Below are 21495 nucleotides of genomic sequence, written 5' to 3'. Positions count from 1 at the left end.
TCTTGAAAGCAGTAATTACTTTATCTCTTGGATATGACGAAAAAAAGATAAAGTAAAGTAGGAAGTAGTGCAATCGAATATTCTGCAGAAATGTTGCTAGCCGAGAGGTTTTGAAAAATGATATGAACTGTGGTGATTAGCAAAGTTAACGCAAAAGCAGCCGAATATTATTCGTCAAAAATTTTTTCTGTGCCAAACTTAATTTATGTAGAAATTCTTATTTCAAATATAAGTTTCGGATTTGTATGGGGGATGACTTTATTGTGAAAGAATCCATATTATCTTCGTCTTACGATCATGCCGTCACTCAATTAAAAAAGAATCGCGTCGACCACCTCCCTGAATTAGATACGCTGATTCAAATTGTTGCTGATTTCTTCCACTGTGCTTGTGTTGGCTTATCACTGAGTGATGACTCGACGAAAGAATGCCCACAGAATTTAATTGCTTCAATTGGTATGAAAGAAAAAAGTATTACTACACCTTTTTCTTTTTGCCGATTTGTTTATGAACAGAGGAAGTTAGTAACAATAAGTGATGCGCTTGAAGATGACCACTTTATGCAGAATGAATATTTGGTGCAGAAAGGTATTCATTTTTGCGCTGGATGCCCAATAGAACTTAGCGATGGAGATATTATCGGTGCTCTATGTATTTTTGATACTTCTTCCAAAGAGATGGGAGTCTATGAGAAGCAACAATTACATAATTTTTCTCAGGTAGTCGGAGGTTTGTTACGTTCAAATATCAATCTGATAATCTCGCAAATGGCAATTGAAGAAATGGAAAAAGAAAGGCAGTTGTCTTCCCGACAACAGGCTTTGTTTGAAGAAGTCGCGAAGGTATCTGGTGTTGGTGGTTGGGAGTTTGATGTTGAGAGCAATGAACTCTTTTGGACCAAACAAACAAGGGAAATCGTTGGTGTGAATACAGACTTTAAACCTACCTTAGATGCGGGTTTTTCATTTTTCGCTCCAGAGGCAAGAGAGATTATTGAAGATACTGTTAATAATGCACTGAGTTCTAATGGTATTTGGGCAAGTGAGTTGCCATTTATTAATGCTCAGGGAAAGCACATGTGGGTTAAAACAACGGGGCTGGGCATATATGAAAATGGTGAGTTGTGCCGTTTGATCGGTGCGTTCCAAGATGTATCAGATCGTAAATTGATAGAACAAAAGATGAGCGAAAATGAGCGTCTGATTTTGTCGAAGAATAAGGAGTTATCGGCGATTCTCAATCATATTCCACAGGGAGTCGCCGTTTATGACTCGAATGGACGCCTGAAATACTGGAACAATCAACACGTTAAGATTTACGAAAAATCGCCTGATCAAATTTATATTCGTCAGCATTTCGTCGAGTTTTTGATGATGTACTGTGAACATGAGAATAGTGATATCGGGCCTGAGCAACTTATGTTAAGTATGAATCAGGCGTTTGAGCATGATACAACTCTGAGACATCTGTTTTATTTAAAGTCAGGAAAAATTGTTGAAGCGCTTTATAGTAAGTTACCTGATGATGGTTGGATTTGTACGTCGGAAGATATTACCGAACAAGAGAAGAGTAGAGAAAAAATTCACTATGCGGCTCATCACGATATTTTAACCGGACTTGCAAACCGTTCATTATTCAATGACTACGTAGATACCCTGTCTGACAGTTTAGCAGATACCCAGCAGCATATCCTCATGCTTATCGATCTTGATCATTTTAAAGCGGTAAACGATACCTATGGGCATAGTATTGGTGATAGCGTTTTAAAGGATGTTGCCCAACGACTAACAAGTTCCGTGCGTGAAACAGATTTAGTCTGCCGTTTAGGTGGGGATGAATTTGCGATTATCTTAAGTGGTCAAGATAATCTTATGTCTATAGCGACTAAAATGGCCAAACGTATCGTTGAGTTAGTATCAATGCCTTATTCAATAGGTGACAATCTTGAAGTCAAGATTGGCGTCAGCATTGGTCTGAGCGAAATCGACAAGCAGGATATAAAGCTAAATGAGGCTCTTAAACAGGCCGATAAAGCTTTATATACGGTGAAAAGAGAAGGTAGAAATAACTATCTATTTTACTGATTTACTCATATCACAATAACCTATCTTTTTAAGTCTCACTGCAAAAATGAAGGGGGAGTTTTTACCCCCCCCTTCACAGTTATAATTATTCTACTTTAGAAAGGTCAACTAAAGGTTGTTCAACCTGCTTGACTGATTTGCCATTGAGTAGCGTGTTCACTTGTTTGACTGCGTCTTTCACCGCTGTCGCATCGGGTAACACGGTATAAGTAAGGTCGAAGTGTTTAGATTCTCCTGCCTTTATTGTAGGAACGAGTCCTAGTGGTCGTTGGTATTTCGTGTTGTAGGCATAACTAGTGCCTGGCTCAATTCCGGTGACATAACCTTGCTGCAAGGTATCGGTGTTTTTCCAGATGGTTAACACTGGTAGTTCTTTCACGTTGAATTTCATAGAAACGCCCAAATTAGCAGCTTTGTTATGTAATACTGCCAATGTGTCTCCATTTTTATCGGCAACGGGCTTAAGGTTGTAAACCATTTCATCATATCCTTTGGTCGGAGCCAGATAGGTTTGCCAGTTTTTAAGTCCTTTTTTTGCGTAGTCATTAAACGGAGAGATTTCACTTGCTGCAGCGTAGACTTTCGCGCCTTCTTCCAATATCGGCTGACCGTAATTTGAGTGATAAATAATCTGATACTCGTCGTCGTAATCAGCTTTGTTGGTTAACGTATCATTAATAGAAAATGCGTTAGACCCAGGAGTGATAGAAAATTGGGTAAGCGTGACTAACTCGGCTTTCTTAAATGTGCGTTCGGAAATTTCCCCTTGAATGGTGATTTTATGGGGAGCATCATCATCAATGATTACTTTGACCGTTGAAGCTGGTGTATTTTGAGCGCGACCATGCAAGCTAAGCAATTGACCGTTATCATCCACGCCTGGATGTCCAGTCCATTCATAACCACAGCGAACCATCATTTCGTTGAAGCCATCGAGCCAGCCTAAGCCATTGCGACTTTCTAAATCAATGTAGGTTGGATTGACAATTTCCTTCACTGGTGAATCCCAACCAAGGACACGTTTACCTTCTTTCTTAACCTGAAAAATTCCCATGCCGCGAGTTGGTACAAGGGTAACTTCGAGTTCCCCATTATTAATAATCAGTACATCGACACCTTCTTGTTTTCCACCATGGAGACGCTTTTTCTCGATCGAGAATGGTGCCTTGGAGGTCATTTTGAGTGAGTCATTTGAGACTTTCCAGTTTTCTACGTAGGTATTATTTGCCGTGTCGGTCAGTACAAACTCTGCAGCTGAAACGGTGAAAGGTGAAACAAGTGCTAACGCTGTAAGTAGAGGGTTAAGTTTCATGTTTTCTGATCCTATTATCTATAATTATGTTTACTGAATCGATTCAGCAACTAAAATACGGATATTTTTTTCATGCGCAAAACGCTGAACAGGCAGTTGTGATTCAGCTCTTTTCTTCAGGATCTTTTTGATGAAAAAGTGGATTTCTCATCACAAAATATATTAATTATATAAATATCAATAATTTGCGGTTGTTTGTGTGCTTCAGGGTGAAAGAGGATAGCAAGGACAGACCACGAAAATGATGAGGTGGAATGGGGAGAGGGAAAGACGTAATCCTTTACGTCAGAAACGTCGATAGTCGTGCGTGATTAAGCGCACTTAGCGAGGTCGTCTAGCTGTTTCTCTTGTTTTAGAGTGTGCTCTTGTGCCTGACGTACTAACTTTTCACGTTCAGTCTCAGCTTCTTTTCGCACAGAATGAGGTTTATCAGCTTGTGCTATCAGCTCGGGTGCCAATGCATATAAGTGGTTAAACATAATTTATTCCTGTATAAAAAATCGCCCGAATCGGCGAAAAACATAATGTTAATCTCGAATTCGGGCGAAATTATAATCATAAATAACACTTTGAGTCGATATTTATGACAGAATTATGACTATTTTTTACACATCATAAGTCGTAGAGGCTGTGTTGCCGCCTGTACCAGTCCAGTTTGTGTGGAAGAACTCACCACGAGCACGGTCTGTACGCTCATACGTGTGAGCACCGAAGTAGTCACGTTGTGCCTGTAGCAGGTTAGCTGGAAGACGAGCCGTTGTATAACCGTCTAGGAATGTCAGTGCAGATGTCATACATGGCATTGGGATACCCACTTCCATAGACTTCGCTGCAACTTGACGCCATGCTTTTAGGCTGCCTTGCAGAATGCCTTTGAAGTAATCGTCGGAACCTAGGAACGCAAGATCTGGATTCTTCTCAAATGCATCACGGATGTTACCCAAGAATGCAGAACGGATGATACAGCCACCGCGCCACATTAGTGCAACGTTACCGTAGTTCAGATCCCAGTTGTTTTCGTTTGATGCTTCACGCATTAACATAAAGCCTTGGGCGTAAGAAATGATTTTAGACGCTAGCAGTGCCTGACGAAGCGCGTCAACCCATTCTTTTTTGTCGCCTTCCACTGGAGTGATGGTCTTACCAAACAATTTCTCCGCTTCTACACGTTGGTCTTTAAGCGCAGACAGGCAACGAGAGAAAACAGACTCAGAAATCAGAGTCAATGGAATACCTAGATCAAGTGCGTTGATGCCTGTCCATTTACCTGTACCTTTTTGACCCGCAGTATCAAGGATCTTCTCTACTAGTGGTTCACCATCTTCATCTTTGTAGCCAAGGATATCAGCGGTGATTTCAACCAAGTAGCTGTCCAGTTCAGTTTTGTTCCAGTCAGCGAAAACAGCTTGCATTTCGTCAGCAGACATACCCAGACCGTCTTTCATGAACTGGTAGGCTTCAGTAATAAGCTGCATGTCGCCGTACTCGATACCGTTGTGAACCATCTTAACGAAGTGGCCAGCGCCATCGTTACCAACCCAGTCACAACATGGCTCGCCTGCGTCTGTTTTTGCAGAGATACCTTGGAAGATAGGCTTAACCGCTTCCCATGCTTCAGGTGCACCACCTGGCATGATGGACGGACCGAAACGTGCACCTTCTTCACCGCCAGAAACGCCTGTACCGATGAAGTGGATACCTTTTTCACGTAGCGCAGCAACGCGACGGTTCGTATCTGGGTAGTTTGTGTTACCACCATCAATGATGATGTCGCCTTTGTCCAATAGAGGAGTCAGTTGTTCAATGAACGCATCCACAACAGCACCAGCGCGAACCATTAGCATAACTTTGCGAGGAGATTCTAGCTTCTCTACTAACTCTTCAAGAGAGTAAGCACCCACAATGTTGGTGCCTTTTGCAGGACCTTCTAGAAACTCGTCTACTTTAGATGCAGTACGGTTGTGTGCAACCACTTTAAAGCCATGGTCGTTCATGTTTAAAATCAGGTTCTGCCCCATTACTGCTAGGCCAATAACACCAATATCACCTTTCATTTATTTATTCTCCTCAAGCAATTTTTTTCGCTGCATCTTGATCCAGATACCATTCAGTCTCACCTTTTGTTGAGGCGATCTTAGCGGCAGGATATGGTAGTTCTTCTGCTGGCGTTGTGTGAATCTCTTGCACAATCTCTTGTTTACCGGCACCTAGAACAAGGTAGCTGATTCGTTTAGCGGCCTCTAAAACTTTTGCTGTTTTAGAAACACGGAATTGTCCAGATTCTGGATGAGTGGCAACAACAGCAAGGTTGTTGTCGCTATAGTCTGTTTTTCCCGGGAATAATGATGCTGTATGACCATCTGGTCCAACACCAAGCAGAATCCAGTCAAAAACAGGAGTACCGTCTTCTAAAGGTAGTGTATCTACCATTTCTTTGGCAAAACGAGCCGCTTCTTGTTGAGGATCGTTTTCACCCAGAATACGGTGAATATTCTCTGCAGGGATAGCAATCTGACTAAACAACAGAGCATTAGCTTCACCGAAGTTACTCTCAGCATCTGTTGGCGCTACACAGCGCTCATCACCCCACCAAAAATGCAGATTTTCCCATTTAATTTCAGTAGCGTATGGAGCTTTTGCCAAACGTTGAAACAACATTTTTGGTGTGCTGCCACCAGATAGAGAAATGTGTACAGGCTTGTCTTGTAAACTATAGCTTTTTAAGTCGTTTGCTAAAGAATCGACAACATCCGCTGCCGTTTCAAAAATTTTATGATTAATCATAATTCGCAATAATCCGTATTGGTTAAATTCTTACAAGGGAATCGCCAATCTCTACCGTCTTTTTGTAATAAGTCATCGGCTTCTTTTGGCCCCCAAGTGCCACAAGCATAACCATAGAGAGACTGAGGATCCTGTTTGTAATCCAGAATAGGCTGAACAAATCGCCAGCACGCTTCCACTGCATCTGTTCTGGCAAACAGAGTGGCATCACCGTTGAGCGAGTCGAGAAGAAGACGCTCATAGGCGGTCAGCATTTTGGTTTCTTCAAGCGAAGCGTAATGGAAATCCATTGACACTTCTTTTGCCTTAAAGCCAGCGCCTGGCTCTTTCAGGCCAAAGCTCATCAAAATACCTTCATCAGGTTGAATCCGGATGATAAGTTTGTTTTCGGGTGCGTTCTTACCAAAGACCGGGTGCGGCGTGCGTTTGAAGTGAATAACCACTTCAGTAACACGAGTTGGTAAGCGCTTACCAGAACGAACGTAGAATGGAACACCATTCCAGCGCCAGTTGTTGATAAACATCTTCAGCGCAACGTAGGTTTCTGTGCGTGAATCTTCGGCCACGCCTTTCTCATCTCGGTAGCTTTTCAGGAACTTACCGCGAACTTCGGATTCGGTGTACTGACCCAAAACGAGATTGTCTTTCAGGTCTTCATCCGATAAGGGTTGTAAACTCTGAAGAACTTTATTCACTTCGTTACGAATGGAATTCGAGTTAATCGCCGCAGGCGGTTCCATCGTTACCATCGCAAGTACTTGCAACAAGTGGTTCTGGAACATGTCTCGAACTGCACCACTATTGTCGTAATAACCGCCGCGCTCTTCTACCCCTAGGAATTCCGCACCAGTGATTTCGATGTAGTCGATGAAGTTACGATTCCACAACGGCTCGAACATGCCATTAGCAAAACGGAACACCAACAGGTTTTGTACCGTTTCTTTGCCCAGGTAGTGGTCAATACGATAAATCTGATGTTCTTTGAAGTGTTTGTGGATTTCAATATCCAGAGACTGTGCAGACTCCAGATCGTAGCCGAATGGTTTTTCAATAATCAGGCGTTTCCAACCGTCATCTTCGTTGTTAAGACCGTGAGCGGCCAAACAACCTGGGATAACGCCATAAAGGCTTGGTGGTGTTGCCAGGTAGAACAGGGTATTGCGTTGCTCGAACTGATATTGCTGAGCAAGATCGTCGAGTCTTGATGTTAACTTGCTGTAGTCTTCTACTTCTGCAGTATTTAACGCTTGATAGTGCAAATGCTTACAAAACGCATCCAAAGTTTCCGGAACCGTTTCTTCGAGTTCAATCATCGATTTTTTTAATTTCTCACGATAACTTTCATCGCTGTATTCGGTACGACTGACACCAAGGATGGCGAAGGATTCTGGAAGTTGGTTATTTGCGTATAAGTGATATAAAGCAGGAACGAGCTTTCGGTAAGTAAGATCGCCGGAAGCACCAAAAATTACGATGCTACTATTTTCTGGTATTACCATCATCTTTCCCTTAGAAACGAGGTAGTTAGCTTATGCCAAAGGTAACAGTACACTGCAAAGAGAGAAAATCGGTCTTTTCTATCGTTGTAATAGGGCAAGCCAATTTTCTTATAAAGCCATAACAGGTCGATTATAAACAGAGTGCTAGTGAGTATTGTCTATCACAAAATGATTTACATCAACTATTGATCTGAAAAGGATGACTCTATTAGTCAAATCTTGAGCAACATAATTGAATGTATTTTTGACTTATGAGTGAGAATCGTTATGAATTTGTTGTTTTATATAGGCCTTTGTGTCCCTAATATGCGTTTCCTTGTCTATGTTGTCAATTTGTTGCTCATCAAGAAATTCTTTAGCGTAGTCGATGTAAATCTCTTTTTCTAAAAACAGTAAGTACAGTTTAGGGTCAAGATGACCACTGGTCGCCATAAAGGTCATGATATTAATCGCCTCGCTAAGCGATTTGGCTTTCTTATATGGGCGATCCTTTGAGGTCAGAGCTTCAAATACGTCTGCAATTGCCATGCTTCGGGCTTGGACTGACAATTCGCTCGCAGCCAAAGAACGCGGATAGCCTCTGCCATCCATTCGTTCATGATGACTGCCTGCTATGTCTGGAATATCTCTTAGATGAGGTGGGTAAGGCAGCTTTTTCAGCATCGATATTGTCTGAACGATATGATCGTTGATGATGAATCGTTCTTCTTTCGTCAGTGTTCCCTGAGTAACGGAAAGATTGTAAAGCTCTCCTCGATTGTATAGGACATCACCAGGCATCAACGTAAAGGGTTCTTGCCACGTATCTTGTGGCTTTCTGCCATCTTCCCAGCGTACTAAATGTTCGGGTCTGTCGGAGATGAGTGGTTCTTCAACTGGCAGATCTGTGTGACCGATAAATCGATTTAGCTCAGTCCAAGACAAGCCTAATTGATTGTTTAAGGTTCGAGTCCAGGTTCGTTTGGCAATCTGAGATAATCGTTCGATATCCTGTGGGCTCATTCTTTCGCTGCCTAGATTGCATTTCGCGACAAATTGGAACTCTTCATCCAGGGTGCTTTGTTTGTCTGCCAATTCTTGTTTGAGCGTATTTTCATCACCTCCCTCACTGATACTTCTCCAGAACTCAACTTCATTTTGTTTTTTGAGTACTTCAAAACGCATGCGCACTTCGTGGATACGGTCGTATATCGTTTCCAGTTTTGTCGCTTTATCTATCACGTATTCAGGGGTGGTGACTTTACCACAGTCATGAAGCCAGGAAGCCAGTTTTAACTCTTCCCATTGAGCCGATGTCATTTTGAACTTGGGATAATAAACATTATCCTGATCGGCTGCCTGTGTTAGCCAGGTCGCAAGCTTAGGAACTCGTTGACAATGGCTACCTGTATAAGGTGATTTGGTGTCAATCGCTGAGGCGATCAGCTCGACAAAGGCATTCATCATGTCTTTGTGTTGCTGTATTTTGTCAATATTTTCTTTAGCGAGCTGGGCAAAACTTAACAACTCTTCAAGGAAAGCATGCTTGTCTGATTGGGCTGGAGTTATGCTGCGCTCGTAGCTAAGGTTAAGTATACCTACGAGCTGTTGCTGCTTATCGAGCAATGGAAACAGGTAAATATCTGAGTTGTACAGCTCATCGCGAAATTTCTGCACGATATTGTCGTTTTTATTGATGTGAACGGTTATCCCCCGCATCAGGTCAGATTTGAGCCACGGGGTTTTGATTAGCTCATTAATATCGATTTTGAACGGAATAATCGCATGATTCGCTGCGGTATTAAACTGTTGTTCTTTGTCATCAAAAACATAGATGAGAATAGTTTCGGCACGAGTAACTAAATAACTCTGGTGAGTTATGGTTTTAGCGAGTTCATTGAAATCGGTATTTTCGGCGGTCTTTCTTAACAGCATCAGTAAGTCATGCAGAGTATGCTCCATCAGTTGGAGAGAGCTGGTCAAATTGGAAACTTCTTTGATGATTGTTTTGGGATATCGCGTCTTTTTAAAATCAAAGCGGGCGATATTTTCCGATAACGTAATTAAAGTTCTTAGTGGGCTGGCTATTTTTCGTGCGACGAGTAAGACAATCAGAAAACAAATGACCAGTAAACCAATGGCGGTAGTCACTTGTTTATTTCTCAGAGAAAGTAGATCGGAAAGAATATCCTTCGTTGGTGTCGCTTCTGCCAAAATCAGGCTAACTTGCTTGCCTAACGTGACTGGGGTGAGCGTCAGCGACCACTCTTCACCATTATAGTCAACTGAGTCGTAGAGCGTTTGACTGCTTACGCGGTTGAGCATGGGTTTAAATACGGTCGTTTCTAATACTTTCTCCTGTTCTTCTTTTGACATCATTGGCGTGATCTTGGTGTCTTTCTCTCCAAGTACATTAAACTGTTGATCGAACAAAACCATTTTTGTATTTCGAGAAAAACCCATTCCAGAAAATGACTCTGATAGAGATGCCAGTGTAAAGTCAGCTGCGACAACGTACTTATTGTTGTCAGAGCGTCTGGATAATGTAATGCCGGTCGTTTTAAGAAAGTAAAATAGATAGGGTTCGGTTAGGCGTAATTCACCATCTGAAAGAGCGCTTTTAAACCAAGGCCGAACTCTCGGGTCAAATTGATTGTTGCCTCGCTCGATTCGAGCAATTTCCTGGTAACTCTCATCGACAAAAATATGGTCATCTCGACCATCAATACGGGTTTCATTGATCAGCAGTATTGCATCGTCTGGCGCTTTAAAATGCGCTTTTTCCTCATCGGTAAGCAGGGGACGAATGATGGTGAAGTCGCCAGCATCATTGGCAAAGTAAAGTGCGACCAAGTGAGGGTGTTTCTTAAATACTACGGTCATGGAGGCGAGCCATGAGCGATTATCAAGAGCTGATGTTCTGCCATCAACTAAACTGCTGTATGATATTAAGTCTAGAGTCGTAAAAATGGGTGCCGCAGTCTGTTTGAACTTATTTTCGATATGATGGCTGTTTTCTACACTCAGCTCTTTTGCCGTTTTGGTCAGTAATTGGTGGGCATGGTGATAGCTGATATAGATGAGAACTGAGCCAAAAATTGCGGTTAGTAAAATAAACAAAGTGCCAACGTGGATACTTAGCGAATAGCGGCGTATTTTCATCCAATGTCCCTGCGTCATTATTCAGTCGTAAGCAAAGTTCACCAGCTTTACTTTTTCTCAATAAATAGAGGATAGTATCTAACCTGAGAGGGTGTGGAACTTTTATTCAATCAGTGACGGAGGAAACAGAATGCATTTGGTTGTTGACACTCATACACATACGTATGCCAGTGGTCACGCATATAGTACGATTATAGAAAATGCGCGGGCAGCAAAAGAACAGGGGTTATCCATCCTATGCACAACGGATCACGCAGATAGCATGCCGGGAGCGCCTCACTACTGGTTCTTCGCGAATCAAAAGATTCTGCCAAGATTTCTCGATGGCGTAGCAATCATTCGCGGCTGCGAAGCGAATCTCCTCAATACCGATGGTGATATTGATTTACCTTATGACGCGCTTAAACATCTGGATTGGGTGATCAGTAGTTTTCATGAGCCCGTATTCAGACCTTCAACGAAGCAAGAGCATACGACGGCGTTAATTAACGTCATTCGCAATGGCAAGATCGATGCACTTGGCCATCTGGGCAATCCTAATTTTGATTTTGATTTTGAAGCGGTTATCAAAGTCGCTGCACAATACAATGTTGCGGTGGAAGTGAATAACAGTACTTTACTAGGCCACAGCCGAGTGGGAAGTGTTGACCGATGCTATGCGATTATAGAAATTGCGAAGCAGTATGGTGCGTACATTACGACTGGTACTGACTCGCACTTTTGTGACTCGATTGGTAAATTCGACCATGCTAAAACATTACTCGATAAAGTGGGCGTCAAACCTGAACAGGTTATTACCAGCAGCGCTGCTAGATTTCTGGATTTTCTAGCAATAAGAGGAAGAACGCCTATCGATGAGTTTGTACGCCATTTTACCTAAAATTGACTTTTATTCTGGCATAAGTCGACTATGCTTTTCGCTAGGTATTACAATAATTCAATAGAATCAAAAGGAAGCATTATGAAAAGAGCATTGTTACTGATTGGCGCGGTATTGCTATCTACCAACGCATTTGCCGATAGTCATGGGCACGATGATCTCGAAAAACTCATGAAAGGATTCAAAACAGAATTCAAAGCAGCGGCAGATGCGAAATCTGTCGATGAAATGAAGTCTGCCATCATGAAATTCGATCACCTTGTAGCTGAAGCCAAGAAAGGCGATTATCCAGCAAAAGAAGCGCCAACTTTCGAACAAGGCTTCGATAAACTTGCTGCTGCACTCGATAAAGTTGAAATGTCTCTGGATAAAGGCGATCTTAAACAAGCGAAGGAAGACATGCGTTCTGTGGACGATGTGCGTAAAGAGTTTCACAAAAAACTCAAGTAACTTACGTTAAAAGTAAATTGAATTGAAGGGCGCTTACGAAAAGCGCTCTTTTAGTTTATCACTCATAAAATCCAAGAAAACCCGAATTCTATTGGGCATAAATTGAGTCTGAGCGTATTGCATGACGATTGCTCCGTGATAGTTACTGCGAATCGTCCAAGGCTCTAATACTCTGACCACCTCACCTTTTTCAAGCGCGTCTTTAACGACAAAGTCGTGAAAAATCCCAATACCTAACCCACTTTTTACCCCATTAAGTCTCATCTGAGAGTGATTTAGAGCATATCGTCCAGACACTTCGACAGAAAATAGAGCATCGCCTTGCTGAAATGTCCATGTGTTATCGCGCGATGTCTCAGCAAGATACAGACAATCATGTTGCTGCAAGTCATTAGGATGGTCTGGGATTCCTCGCTGTTCTAAATAGTTGGGACTTGCACACAGGACCAGATGGGTGGTGCAGATTTCCTTCAGTACCAGTTTTTCATCGGGTTTATCTGTTAGGAGGAATGCGATATCGATGTTTTCCTTGATAAGATCGATATTGCCGTCAACCGCTCTGAGCTTTAACTGGATGTCGGGGTACTGTTTTAAGAAAGGAATCACAAAGGGCTGTAATACAGAAAACAGAAACGCTTCTGGTGCCGAAACCGTAATTGATCCAACAGGCTCCAAATGGTCGGCGGTGGACATCTCTATAGCTTGTTGCGCGGCGTTTACCATAATAACGCTTTGCTCGTAAACACGTTGTCCCGCTTGTGTGATGACTAAGCTGCGGGTCGTTCTCTCAAACAGTTTTACCCCGAGCGACTTTTCCAGTCGAGTAATCAGTTTGCTAAGCGCCGAAGGCGTAATATCGAGTTTTTTGGCTGCTGCAGTAAAACTGCCTTCCTGCACGATCAAAATGAAGGTAGCAAGGTCGGGAAGTAAGCTAATGAGTTTGGTTTGCAGCATAAGGTTTTGGTCTCAATAGGAATCCGGCGACACTTTCGCAAATCCCAATTCTATTAGCAACTTCTTTTGCACTAGCTATGAATACCGAGAACTTTTAACTTCCGATAAATCGTGTTTCTGCTAATACCAAGTAATCGAGCCATTTTACTGATGTTCCCTCCCGTTTCCCGGTACGTTTTCTCAAGCTCATGCTCAATGGTGGTCTGGAGATCATTTACATCACGGGTACTGCGATGCTGGTGGATTTCTTTGACTAGGTGGCCAGGTACATGGTGCAAGTACAGTTCCGGTTCATCACTGGCCAGTAAGCAGGAGACTTTCATCATATTGTCGAGCTCACGGATATTTCCCGGCCAAGAATACTGGCAGAGAGCGTCTAATAGCTCAGGTGATAGCGTTTGTGATTTAAGACGATATTTTGCGTGGATCTGCGCAATCAATGTTTGTTTATCCTGCCTGTCTTTGAGTGATGGCAGAGAGACCACAAGCCCGTTCAAACGATAATATAAATCCTGTCGGAACACGCCTTGCTCGACTAGGCTTGGCAAATCTTTATGGGTGGCTGCAATGACCTGAATATCAATTTGTTCCGGCTGAGCAGAGCCGACCGGAACGACGGTCTTGTCCTGCAGTACGTGTAAGAGACGACACTGGGCATCAAGTGGCATGTCAGCAATCTCATCAAGAAATAAAATGCCTTTATCAGCCTGACGAATTTTTCCTTTAAACCCTTTGCTGCTTGCTCCGGTAAATGCGCCAGCTTCATAACCAAACAGTTCCGACTCGATTAGATCTTTTGGAATCGCTCCACAGTTGACCGTAACAAGAGGGTTTTGATTACGTACGCTTTGTTGATGCAGTGCTTTTACGAATTCGTTTTTACCAACACCCGTTTCACCAAGTATTAAGATAGGAATATCATTATTGATGAGCTTTTGAGCCTGTTGCCAGGCGCGTTCGATTTGTTGATCGCCGTAGTGTAATTGGCTCGATTCGTGAAAAATCGGTTGTTTGCTACTTACTGAACGACGTTTATTCTTTAAACAATACTCCTCAAAGACAAGATGACTTTGGTTGTCTTCATAGATCATTTCGATAGACAAGCCTACGACGCTAGATTGGTGCAGTAATTGATTTGCAATGTGGTTGCTGGCAATAATTCTACCGTCATCATCGGCGATTACGACGCCTTGCCAGCCGGTTTTTAACAACGTTTCATCAAGCGCTAAATGAATACGCGTTGTACTTGATGGAATATGGTTGAGCAGATGATTTTCAACCAGCTGTACCATATTTTGCACGAGCATTTGCGTTGATAGATCATGTTGATGTTGTTCGCTAGTTATATCAAGAATGCCGAGTAGTTGACCGCTATGGTCGAAGATAGGCGATGCTGAACAACTGATGAATTGATGCTGGTGGATGTAGTGTTCATCGCCAATGATCGTGACGGCTCGTTGTTCAATCAGCGCTGTTCCTATGGCGTTGGTCCCTTTGATCTCTTCAGTCCAGAAACTTCCAGAAGAAAGCGCAATTTCATTTAGCTTTTCCTTAAACCTAGGCAGTCCCCAGCTAGTGAGGATAACGCCCTCATGGTCTGTCAGTATAAGTCGGCTATCACAGTGCAAAAATACCTGATTGAACAAGGGAAGAGCGCATTTCTCGACAGCATGAATCAATATTTCGGCTTTCTCTTTTCTAGCGCTTAATTGTGCCAATTCAAGCCGTCGATGTTCAGGGCTTGTTTTTTGTTCCAATCCTGCTTGATGACTTCGTCCCCAGGAAGTCATTAACCAGTCTTTTGATGGAGGTGATAGCAGCATATATGTCCCATTCTGTAACAGTATTGGTGTGTCAAAATGTGACACTTGAACAATGAATTTTCTTATTAATCAATGAGTTTTGATTATTTTGTGGTTTTTAAACTTTTGTTAATCATAGTGTTACATTTATTTAACAACAAGTTTGGGTGTGTTGGTCTGTGATTTGCACAACAGAGAATAATAGGTGGGGACACATCCACCCTTGTAACACAGCCAAAACGTAAAACAAAAGGACGACGAATATGTTATATGCTCAACCAGGTTCAAAAGACTCAGTAGTAACGTTCCGCTCGCACTACGATAATTTTATTGGCGGAGAATGGGTGAAACCCGTGGACGGTGAATACTTCGATAACGTTTCGCCAGTCAACGGGAAAATGTATTGTCAGGTAGCAAGATCAAACGAAAAAGATATTAGCTTAGCACTGGATGCAGCGCACAAAGTCCGCGCATCATGGGCGGCAACCAGCGTAACGGAAAGAAGCAATATTCTACTTAAAATCGCCGATCGAATTGAACAGCATCTTGAAGAATTGGCTGTTGCAGAAACGTGGGAAAATGGTAAGCCTGTGCGTGAAACGCTGGCTGCTGACCTACCTTTGGTAGTCGATCATTTCCGTTATTTCGCTGGTTGTATCCGAGCTCAGGAAGGTTCGGCTGCTGAATTGGATGCGACCACAGCAAGTTACCATTTCCCTGAACCTATCGGTGTGGTAGGGCAAATTATTCCTTGGAACTTTCCAATGTTGATGGCAGCGTGGAAGTTAGCACCAGCGTTGGCTGCTGGCTGCTGCGTTGTGATGAAACCAGCTGAACAAACACCTGTCTCCATATTGGTCTTGATGGAAAAGATAGGTGACCTTATCCCTGCGGGTGTTATCAATGTGGTAAACGGTTATGGTAACGAAGCAGGTCAGGCGCTGGCGACCAGTAATCGTATTGCCAAACTAGCCTTCACTGGCTCGACATCGGTTGGTAACCATATTCTGAAATGTGCAGCAGATAACCTCATTCCATCGACTGTTGAGTTGGGCGGTAAATCTCCGAATATCTATTTTGCAGACATCTTCAACTATGAAGATGAATATCTTGATAAGTGCGTTGAAGGAATTCTGCTTGGCTTCTTCAACCAGGGTGAGGTGTGTACGTGTCCATCTCGAGTTCTGATTCAGGAATCCATCTACGACAAGTTTATCGCTAAGGTGGTTGAGAAAGCACAATCGATCAAACAGGGGAACCCACTGGATACCGATACTCAGGTGGGAGCTCAGGCATCGCAAGAGCAGTTTGATAAGATTCTTAGCTACTTGCAGGTGGGCAAAGACGAAGGCGCTCAAGTCCTACTCGGTGGTAATTCTGCACCACAGGCAGGTGACATAGAGCAGGGGTATTACATTCAGCCCACCATGTTTAAAGGTAACAACAAGATGCGCGTATTCCAGGAAGAGATTTTTGGTCCGGTTATCGCCATCACAACATTCAAAGATGAAGCTGAAGCTCTCGAAATTGCCAATGACACGGAATATGGCCTCGGAGCCGGAGTTTGGACTCGCGATCAAAATTTAGCGTACAGAATGGCGCGAAATATTGAAGCTGGGCGAGTTTGGGTCAACTGTTATCATGCTTATCCGGCGCACGCAGCGTTCGGTGGTTACAAGAAATCAGGTATCGGTAGAGAGACACACAAGATGATGCTCGGCCACTATCAAAACACCAAAAACATGTTAGTGAGTTATAGCGTTAATCCATTAGGGTTCTTCTGATACTTCCTTCCTCCCTCTTCACGCCTTATGTTGAGGCGTGGGTAGTGTCTACGACACTTTTGGCGCTCATCTCGCGGAGCGCCTTTTTCATATCGGTCAAACAGTCACTCTATAATTTCGATTATTTGTGAAATAGATTCATTAATGATTTTCCTGCCATAGGGATAATCGCTTTCTAATACATAGATTACACTTATTAGAATAACCATGTTTACAGTGTAAATACCGTCAAGACAGAGTATCACTGAGACAGAACATAAAAGGGATTCACAATTATGGCATCAGCATTTTATCAACACATTCAGAAGCAAATAGAAGATGTGAAAGAAGAGGGCTTGTACAAGTCTGAACGTATCATTACATCAGCACAAAAAGGTGAAGTCGATATTGCCTCCGGTGAGAAAGTACTTAACTTTTGCGCCAACAACTACCTCGGATTAGCAAATCATCCAGAACTGATTAAAGCCGCGCAACAAGGTATGGATGAGCATGGTTTTGGTATGGCATCGGTGCGTTTTATCTGTGGTACGCAAGATTCCCACAAAGTGCTTGAACAAAAGCTATCGACCTTTCTTGGTAAAGAAGACACGATTCTTTACACCTCATGTTTTGATGCCAATGCTGGTTTATTTGAGACCATTTTAGACAAAGAAGATGCAATCATCTCAGATTCCCTAAACCATGCATCGATTATTGATGGTGTTCGCCTGTGTAAAGCCATGCGTTTCCGTTATGCGAACAACAATATGCAAGAGCTAGAAGAACAGCTGATTGCTGCCGACACCGCAGGAGCACGCCATAAATTGATCGTCACTGATGGTGTATTTTCAATGGATGGTATCGTAGCTGACCTACCTGCAATTTGTGATTTGGCGGAAAAATACGACGCCCTTGTTGTAGTCGATGATTCACACGCCGTTGGATTTATGGGTGAGAATGGTCGTGGTACTCACGAATATCATAATGTGATCGATCGTATCGATATCATCACTGGTACGCTTGGTAAAGCGATGGGGGGGGCGTCTGGTGGTTATACATCTGGTAAAAAAGAAGTGATCGACTGGTTACGCCAACGTTCTCGTCCATACCTATTTTCTAACTCTGTAGCGCCGGCTATCGTTTCAGCGTCAATTCGTGTTATCGATCTATTGGCTGAAAGCGGTTCGTTGCGCGATCAGCTTTGGGCAAACGTAGCGCATTTCCGTACTCGTATGAGTGAAGCCGGTTTTACTCTCGCTGGCGCTGATCATGCCATTATTCCAATCATGCTTGGCGATGCCAAAGTTGCCGCTGAATTTGCAGAACGCGCTTTAGAAAAAGGTGTTTACGTGATCGGTTTTTCTTTCCCAGTTGTTCCAAAAGGGCAGGCTCGTATCCGTACGCAAATGTCTGCGGCACACAGTCGTGAAGAGCTCGATCGCGCTATCGATGTCTTTATCGAAGTCGGCAAAGATATGGGCATCATCGCTTAAATAGCGTATGAACCAACAATATATTAAGTGTTCAATTTCTCGAGAAATATATGAAAATTAAAGCATTATCCAAGCTAAAACCAGAGGAAGGAATTTGGCTTACTGATGTGGAAATGCCAAAGATTGGCCATAACGATCTTTTAATTAAGATTAAGAAAACTGCTATTTGTGGTACTGATGTACATATCTACAACTGGGATGAATGGTCGCAAAAGACGATTCCGGTTCCTATGGTTGTGGGACATGAATATGTGGGTGAAGTTGTAGAAGTTGGTCATGACGTTCGAGGCTTTGAAGTCGGAGACCGTGTTTCTGGTGAAGGTCATATCACTTGTGGACATTGTCGTAACTGCCGAGGCGGTCGTACACACCTTTGCCGAAATACGATTGGTGTAGGTGTAAATCGTACGGGTGCCTTTGCTGAGTATTTAGTTATTCCTGCATACAATGCGTTTAAGATCCCCGCTGAAATATCTGATGATCTGGCATCTATTTTCGACCCGTTCGGTAATGCCGTTCATACTGCTTTGTCTTTTGATCTTGTTGGTGAAGACGTGTTAATTACCGGAGCCGGCCCGATTGGCATCATGGCTGCAGCAGTCGCTAAACATGTTGGCGCTCGTCATGTTGTGATTACTGACGTAAACGAATACCGTTTGGATCTCGCCAGAAAAATGGGGGTGACCCGCGCAGTTAACGTTGCTCAAGAAAATCTAAAAGATGTCATGGCGGAACTTAACATGACGGAAGGGTTTGACGTTGGTCTGGAAATGTCAGGTGTTCCTGCGGCTTTCACCTCAATGCTCGATACCATGAACCACGGCGGCCGTATTGCTCTGTTAGGTATTCCACCATCGGACATGGCTATCGACTGGAACAAAGTTATCTTTAAAGGTTTAGTCATTAAAGGTATCTACGGCCGAGAAATGTTCGAAACTTGGTACAAGATGGCAAGCCTGATTCAATCTGGTTTAGATCTGACACCAATTATCACTCATCATTTCAATATTGATGATTTTCAAAAAGGCTTCGACACCATGCGTAGCGGAGCTTCTGGGAAAGTTATTCTGGATTGGGAATAACATTTAAGACGCTCCGAAAGGAGCGTTTTTTATTATGGATTTCCGAATAGACAGGTTCAAATTATTTTCCAATAGCGTTTATGGTTTACTAACTCGACTTTTCCAATGTGTAGTGAGTAAAAATTAAGTTCACTTTAACCAGCTATATCCAAGCAACTTTTCAATCATTCTCTCGCCTTCGTACCAATACCCATATCCTGCATCTGTATGGATGTGACCAGCTCCAGGAATTATCACGATTTCACTGTTCCAAGTAGTCGCCAGAAACTGTGCTCTGGAAAGGGAAAGGTGTTCATCATTATCACTGCATACAAGAATGCTAGGAAAGGACAGCGGAAGCAGTGGAAGTGGACGTTGAACACAGATTGGAGGTATAGCTGATGGAGCATCAACATCTGCAGGAGCGACGAGAAGTGCGCCAATAACTTTATCTGATGAATAGGTTGATGCCCATTGAGCTATCGTTACTGAACCGCAGCTATGCCCAACAAGTAATACATTGCCAGATATGTTGGAGATAGTTGAATTTAAGGCTTCGATCCATTCGATACGATTTGGGACTAACCAATCTTTCTGTTGAACTCTCACAGTATTACTATAATTTCGCTCGATAATGCTTTGCCAATGATCAGGACCCGAATTTGTGTAACCTGGCACTAAAACAATAGTCGTATCCATGAAGACTTATCTCTCCCTATATTTGTTATCAATTGACTAACCATAATACTCTACCTGCGATTAGCATATTTAACTAATGGGGTTCAGCAGTTTGATACTACGGATGTAAATTATTTCGGCCCCTTTGTATGTTTCATAGGTTCTTCGAACTGATTGTATCTGAGTATCTCTTGACCAAATTTTAGTAATGCGACAAGGTGAAGACAATTTGGTCTGCGAATCTAATCTAATGTGCTGCTGAATCTAAGAGGAACTTTGTGGAAGTTGAAATTGAAAAATCGAATTCAATAGAGTTAGCATCAGAACTCACAAGATTAAATATGCGCCTATATTATCAGGTAAGAAATATCATTTGGGATCAGAAAAAATACGAAGAAAATTGGTCTCAGTTTGAGAGCTTTGATGTGAAGTATCAGGGAGCATGGGTCGGCATAATCAGATTTTCGAGTGATGACAATGCTCTTTATATCCGAGATATTCAAATCTCACCAAAGTACCAAAATCTTGGTATTGGCTTATCATGTTTGAGATACGCGTTAGAGAAAGCAAAGTCACGCTCGTTAAGCCGACTTAGACTACTCGTTTTCAGTGAAAATCTAGCTTTAAATCTCTACAAGACATTTGGCTTTCGAGATTTAGGTGAATCTGATGGATTGATTAAAATGGAAATGTTTGTAAAAGCCAGTGTCGAGTCAAATAATCCGCTTTAACTCACCTTTGCCCAAAATAATTCAGAGCAAAAGTTCTTGCCCACTTATTTCCTAGTTCTTTCACCTACCCAAAGTTATTCGAAATAGTTTGGAAATCAGTATTTTAATAATCATTAGGAATTATGCAGTCTAACATCCGGTAACTTTACTAGCCTATTGACTATAAAATGAACTTATATTAAAAGGTTGCATAATTATATGAAAGGTGGCTAAAAGCCGTATATAAAGTGTTAGGTAAATGGGGGAATAATGAGTTCGAGAGTAATCGAGGTAGTAGATTATAGACATGTATGGATTGATGAATTTAATCAAGAGAGAAGGCTGCTACAGTCTGTCTTGAATCTACATAATGTGGTGGACATTCATCATATTGGCAGTACTTCAGTCAAAGATCTTTGTGCGAAACCAGTCATCGATATACTCATAGAAGTAAACTCTTTAGAAGAGCTAGATAACGAAAATAATCTTATGGAGTCACTTGGATACAAGGTGAAAGGTGAGTCTGGCATAACTGGTAGACGTTATTTCCAAAAAGGTGGTATACAACGAAGTCACCAAGTTCATGCGTTTATAGTGGGTTCTCCAGATGCAAAAAGGCATATTGCTTTCCGGGATTATTTAAATGCATTCCCAGAAATTGCGGCGTTATATGGCAATTTAAAGCGAGAAGGTGCTGCAATTTGTGATAATGACATTAATCTGTATTGCAACCACAAAGACAGTTTTATCAAAGAACACGAAGCAAACGCACTCCGCTGGAGATTTACTTAACAAATATCCAAGGTTACAAGATACTTTTTTGTATCTGAATTGATTGTATTACGTCATACTTGCTCAGAAGGTTCTGTCCTATTTCACTTTAG

General features: G+C 42.4%; 17 protein-coding genes. 8 read left to right on the top strand and 9 right to left on the bottom strand.

Annotated features, from left to right (window positions below):
• Positions 1 to 263: 263 nt before the first annotated feature.
• Positions 264 to 2084, top strand: coding sequence for a diguanylate cyclase domain-containing protein (locus tag EES38_RS13210; protein ID WP_166434266.1), 1821 nt, complete (start codon positions 264 to 266; stop codon positions 2082 to 2084).
• Positions 2085 to 2169: 85 nt separating this feature from the next.
• On the opposite strand, the gene EES38_RS13205 is transcribed toward EES38_RS13210, so the two are convergent.
• From EES38_RS13205 to EES38_RS13185, 6 genes are all read right to left on the bottom strand, one after another.
• Positions 2170 to 3396 carry an aldose 1-epimerase family protein gene (locus EES38_RS13205; protein WP_124937678.1) on the bottom strand — a complete coding sequence of 409 codons (1227 nt, stop codon included), beginning with the start codon at positions 3394 to 3396 and terminating at the stop codon, positions 2170 to 2172.
• 311 nt (positions 3397 to 3707) lie between these two features.
• The gene (locus EES38_RS22165; protein WP_166434265.1) at positions 3708 to 3875 is read right to left on the bottom strand and encodes a hypothetical protein; all 168 of its coding nucleotides are present in this window, start codon (positions 3873 to 3875) and stop codon (positions 3708 to 3710) included.
• A gap of 126 nt (positions 3876 to 4001) precedes the next feature.
• The gene (gnd, locus tag EES38_RS13200) at positions 4002 to 5450 is read right to left on the bottom strand and encodes a decarboxylating NADP(+)-dependent phosphogluconate dehydrogenase (RefSeq protein WP_124937677.1); all 1449 of its coding nucleotides are present in this window, start codon (positions 5448 to 5450) and stop codon (positions 4002 to 4004) included.
• A 13-nt stretch (positions 5451 to 5463) separates the two neighbouring features.
• Positions 5464 to 6180, bottom strand: coding sequence for a 6-phosphogluconolactonase (gene pgl, locus EES38_RS13195; protein ID WP_124937676.1), 717 nt, complete (start codon positions 6178 to 6180; stop codon positions 5464 to 5466).
• Positions 6177 to 7679 (bottom strand): glucose-6-phosphate dehydrogenase, encoded by a 1503-nt coding sequence (zwf, locus tag EES38_RS13190; RefSeq protein ID WP_166434275.1) that lies wholly within the window; start codon positions 7677 to 7679, stop codon positions 6177 to 6179. Before zwf ends, pgl begins: the two co-directional genes overlap by 4 nt.
• A 249-nt stretch (positions 7680 to 7928) precedes the next feature.
• A complete protein-coding gene (locus tag EES38_RS13185; protein ID WP_124937799.1) occupies positions 7929 to 10820 on the bottom strand; it encodes an HD domain-containing phosphohydrolase in 2892 nt (963 codons plus the stop codon).
• Positions 10821 to 10950: 130 nt separating this feature from the next.
• On the opposite strand from EES38_RS13185, the gene EES38_RS13180 reads away from it, so the two are divergent.
• Positions 10951 to 11700: a phosphatase gene (locus EES38_RS13180; RefSeq protein WP_124937674.1), complete on the top strand. Its 750-nt coding sequence runs from the start codon at positions 10951 to 10953 to the stop codon at positions 11698 to 11700.
• 81 nt (positions 11701 to 11781) lie between these two features.
• Positions 11782 to 12150, top strand: coding sequence for a cytochrome b562 (locus EES38_RS13175; protein ID WP_166434264.1), 369 nt, complete (start codon positions 11782 to 11784; stop codon positions 12148 to 12150).
• Between the two features lie 33 nt (positions 12151 to 12183).
• On the opposite strand, the gene EES38_RS13170 is transcribed toward EES38_RS13175, so the two are convergent.
• A complete protein-coding gene (locus tag EES38_RS13170) occupies positions 12184 to 13104 on the bottom strand; it encodes a LysR family transcriptional regulator (protein WP_124937672.1) in 921 nt (306 codons plus the stop codon).
• Positions 13105 to 13175: 71 nt separating this feature from the next.
• The gene (locus EES38_RS13165; RefSeq protein WP_124937671.1) at positions 13176 to 14927 is read right to left on the bottom strand and encodes a sigma-54-dependent Fis family transcriptional regulator; all 1752 of its coding nucleotides are present in this window, start codon (positions 14925 to 14927) and stop codon (positions 13176 to 13178) included.
• A gap of 242 nt (positions 14928 to 15169) precedes the next feature.
• Between EES38_RS13165 and exaC the strand changes: the two genes are divergently transcribed.
• From exaC to tdh, 3 genes are all read left to right on the top strand, one after another.
• Positions 15170 to 16690, top strand: a complete 1521-nt coding sequence (gene exaC / locus EES38_RS13160; protein ID WP_124937670.1) for an acetaldehyde dehydrogenase ExaC — start codon at positions 15170 to 15172, stop codon at positions 16688 to 16690.
• A 275-nt stretch (positions 16691 to 16965) separates the two neighbouring features.
• Positions 16966 to 18162, top strand: a complete 1197-nt coding sequence (locus EES38_RS13155) for a glycine C-acetyltransferase (protein ID WP_124937669.1) — start codon at positions 16966 to 16968, stop codon at positions 18160 to 18162.
• Positions 18163 to 18212: 50 nt separating this feature from the next.
• On the top strand, positions 18213 to 19244 hold the full coding sequence (gene tdh / locus EES38_RS13150) for an L-threonine 3-dehydrogenase (RefSeq protein WP_124937668.1): 1032 nt from the start codon (positions 18213 to 18215) through the stop codon (positions 19242 to 19244).
• 129 nt (positions 19245 to 19373) lie between these two features.
• Here the strand turns inward: tdh and EES38_RS13145 are convergent, their stop codons facing one another.
• Entirely contained in the window at positions 19374 to 19922 is a 549-nt protein-coding gene (locus EES38_RS13145) for an RBBP9/YdeN family alpha/beta hydrolase (protein ID WP_124937667.1), read from the bottom strand.
• Between the two features lie 257 nt (positions 19923 to 20179).
• Here EES38_RS13145 and EES38_RS13140 point away from each other — a divergent pair, with 257 nt between their 5' ends.
• A complete protein-coding gene (locus tag EES38_RS13140; protein WP_124937666.1) occupies positions 20180 to 20632 on the top strand; it encodes a GNAT family N-acetyltransferase in 453 nt (150 codons plus the stop codon).
• 249 nt (positions 20633 to 20881) lie between these two features.
• A complete protein-coding gene (locus tag EES38_RS13135) occupies positions 20882 to 21403 on the top strand; it encodes a GrpB family protein (RefSeq protein ID WP_124937665.1) in 522 nt (173 codons plus the stop codon).
• Positions 21404 to 21495: the final 92 nt, after the last annotated feature.

It is taken from the genome of Vibrio viridaestus (genome assembly GCF_003856525.1).
Taxonomy (GTDB): domain Bacteria; phylum Pseudomonadota; class Gammaproteobacteria; order Enterobacterales; family Vibrionaceae; genus Vibrio; species Vibrio viridaestus.
The sequence above is the reverse complement of the archived record's forward strand: the minus strand, read 5'-3'. Positions and strand labels throughout refer to the sequence as shown.

Coding starts and splice junctions, on each gene's coding strand:
- EES38_RS13205 (WP_124937678.1), bottom strand. CDS start 3,396: ATGAAACTTAACCCTCTACTTACAGCGTTAGCACTTGTTTCACCTTTC.
- EES38_RS22165 (WP_166434265.1), bottom strand. CDS start 3,875: ATGTTTAACCACTTATATGCATTGGCACCCGAGCTGATAGCACAAGCT.
- gnd (WP_124937677.1), bottom strand. CDS start 5,450: ATGAAAGGTGATATTGGTGTTATTGGCCTAGCAGTAATGGGGCAGAAC.
- pgl (WP_124937676.1), bottom strand. CDS start 6,180: ATGATTAATCATAAAATTTTTGAAACGGCAGCGGATGTTGTCGATTCT.
- zwf (WP_166434275.1), bottom strand. CDS start 7,679: ATGGTAATACCAGAAAATAGTAGCATCGTAATTTTTGGTGCTTCCGGC.
- EES38_RS13185 (WP_124937799.1), bottom strand. CDS start 10,820: ATGAAAATACGCCGCTATTCGCTAAGTATCCACGTTGGCACTTTGTTT.
- EES38_RS13180 (WP_124937674.1), top strand. CDS start 10,951: ATGCATTTGGTTGTTGACACTCATACACATACGTATGCCAGTGGTCAC.
- EES38_RS13175 (WP_166434264.1), top strand. CDS start 11,782: ATGAAAAGAGCATTGTTACTGATTGGCGCGGTATTGCTATCTACCAAC.
- EES38_RS13170 (WP_124937672.1), bottom strand. CDS start 13,104: ATGCTGCAAACCAAACTCATTAGCTTACTTCCCGACCTTGCTACCTTC.
- EES38_RS13165 (WP_124937671.1), bottom strand. CDS start 14,927: ATGCTGCTATCACCTCCATCAAAAGACTGGTTAATGACTTCCTGGGGA.
- exaC (WP_124937670.1), top strand. CDS start 15,170: ATGTTATATGCTCAACCAGGTTCAAAAGACTCAGTAGTAACGTTCCGC.
- EES38_RS13155 (WP_124937669.1), top strand. CDS start 16,966: ATGGCATCAGCATTTTATCAACACATTCAGAAGCAAATAGAAGATGTG.
- tdh (WP_124937668.1), top strand. CDS start 18,213: ATGAAAATTAAAGCATTATCCAAGCTAAAACCAGAGGAAGGAATTTGG.
- EES38_RS13145 (WP_124937667.1), bottom strand. CDS start 19,922: ATGGATACGACTATTGTTTTAGTGCCAGGTTACACAAATTCGGGTCCT.
- EES38_RS13135 (WP_124937665.1), top strand. CDS start 20,882: ATGAGTTCGAGAGTAATCGAGGTAGTAGATTATAGACATGTATGGATT.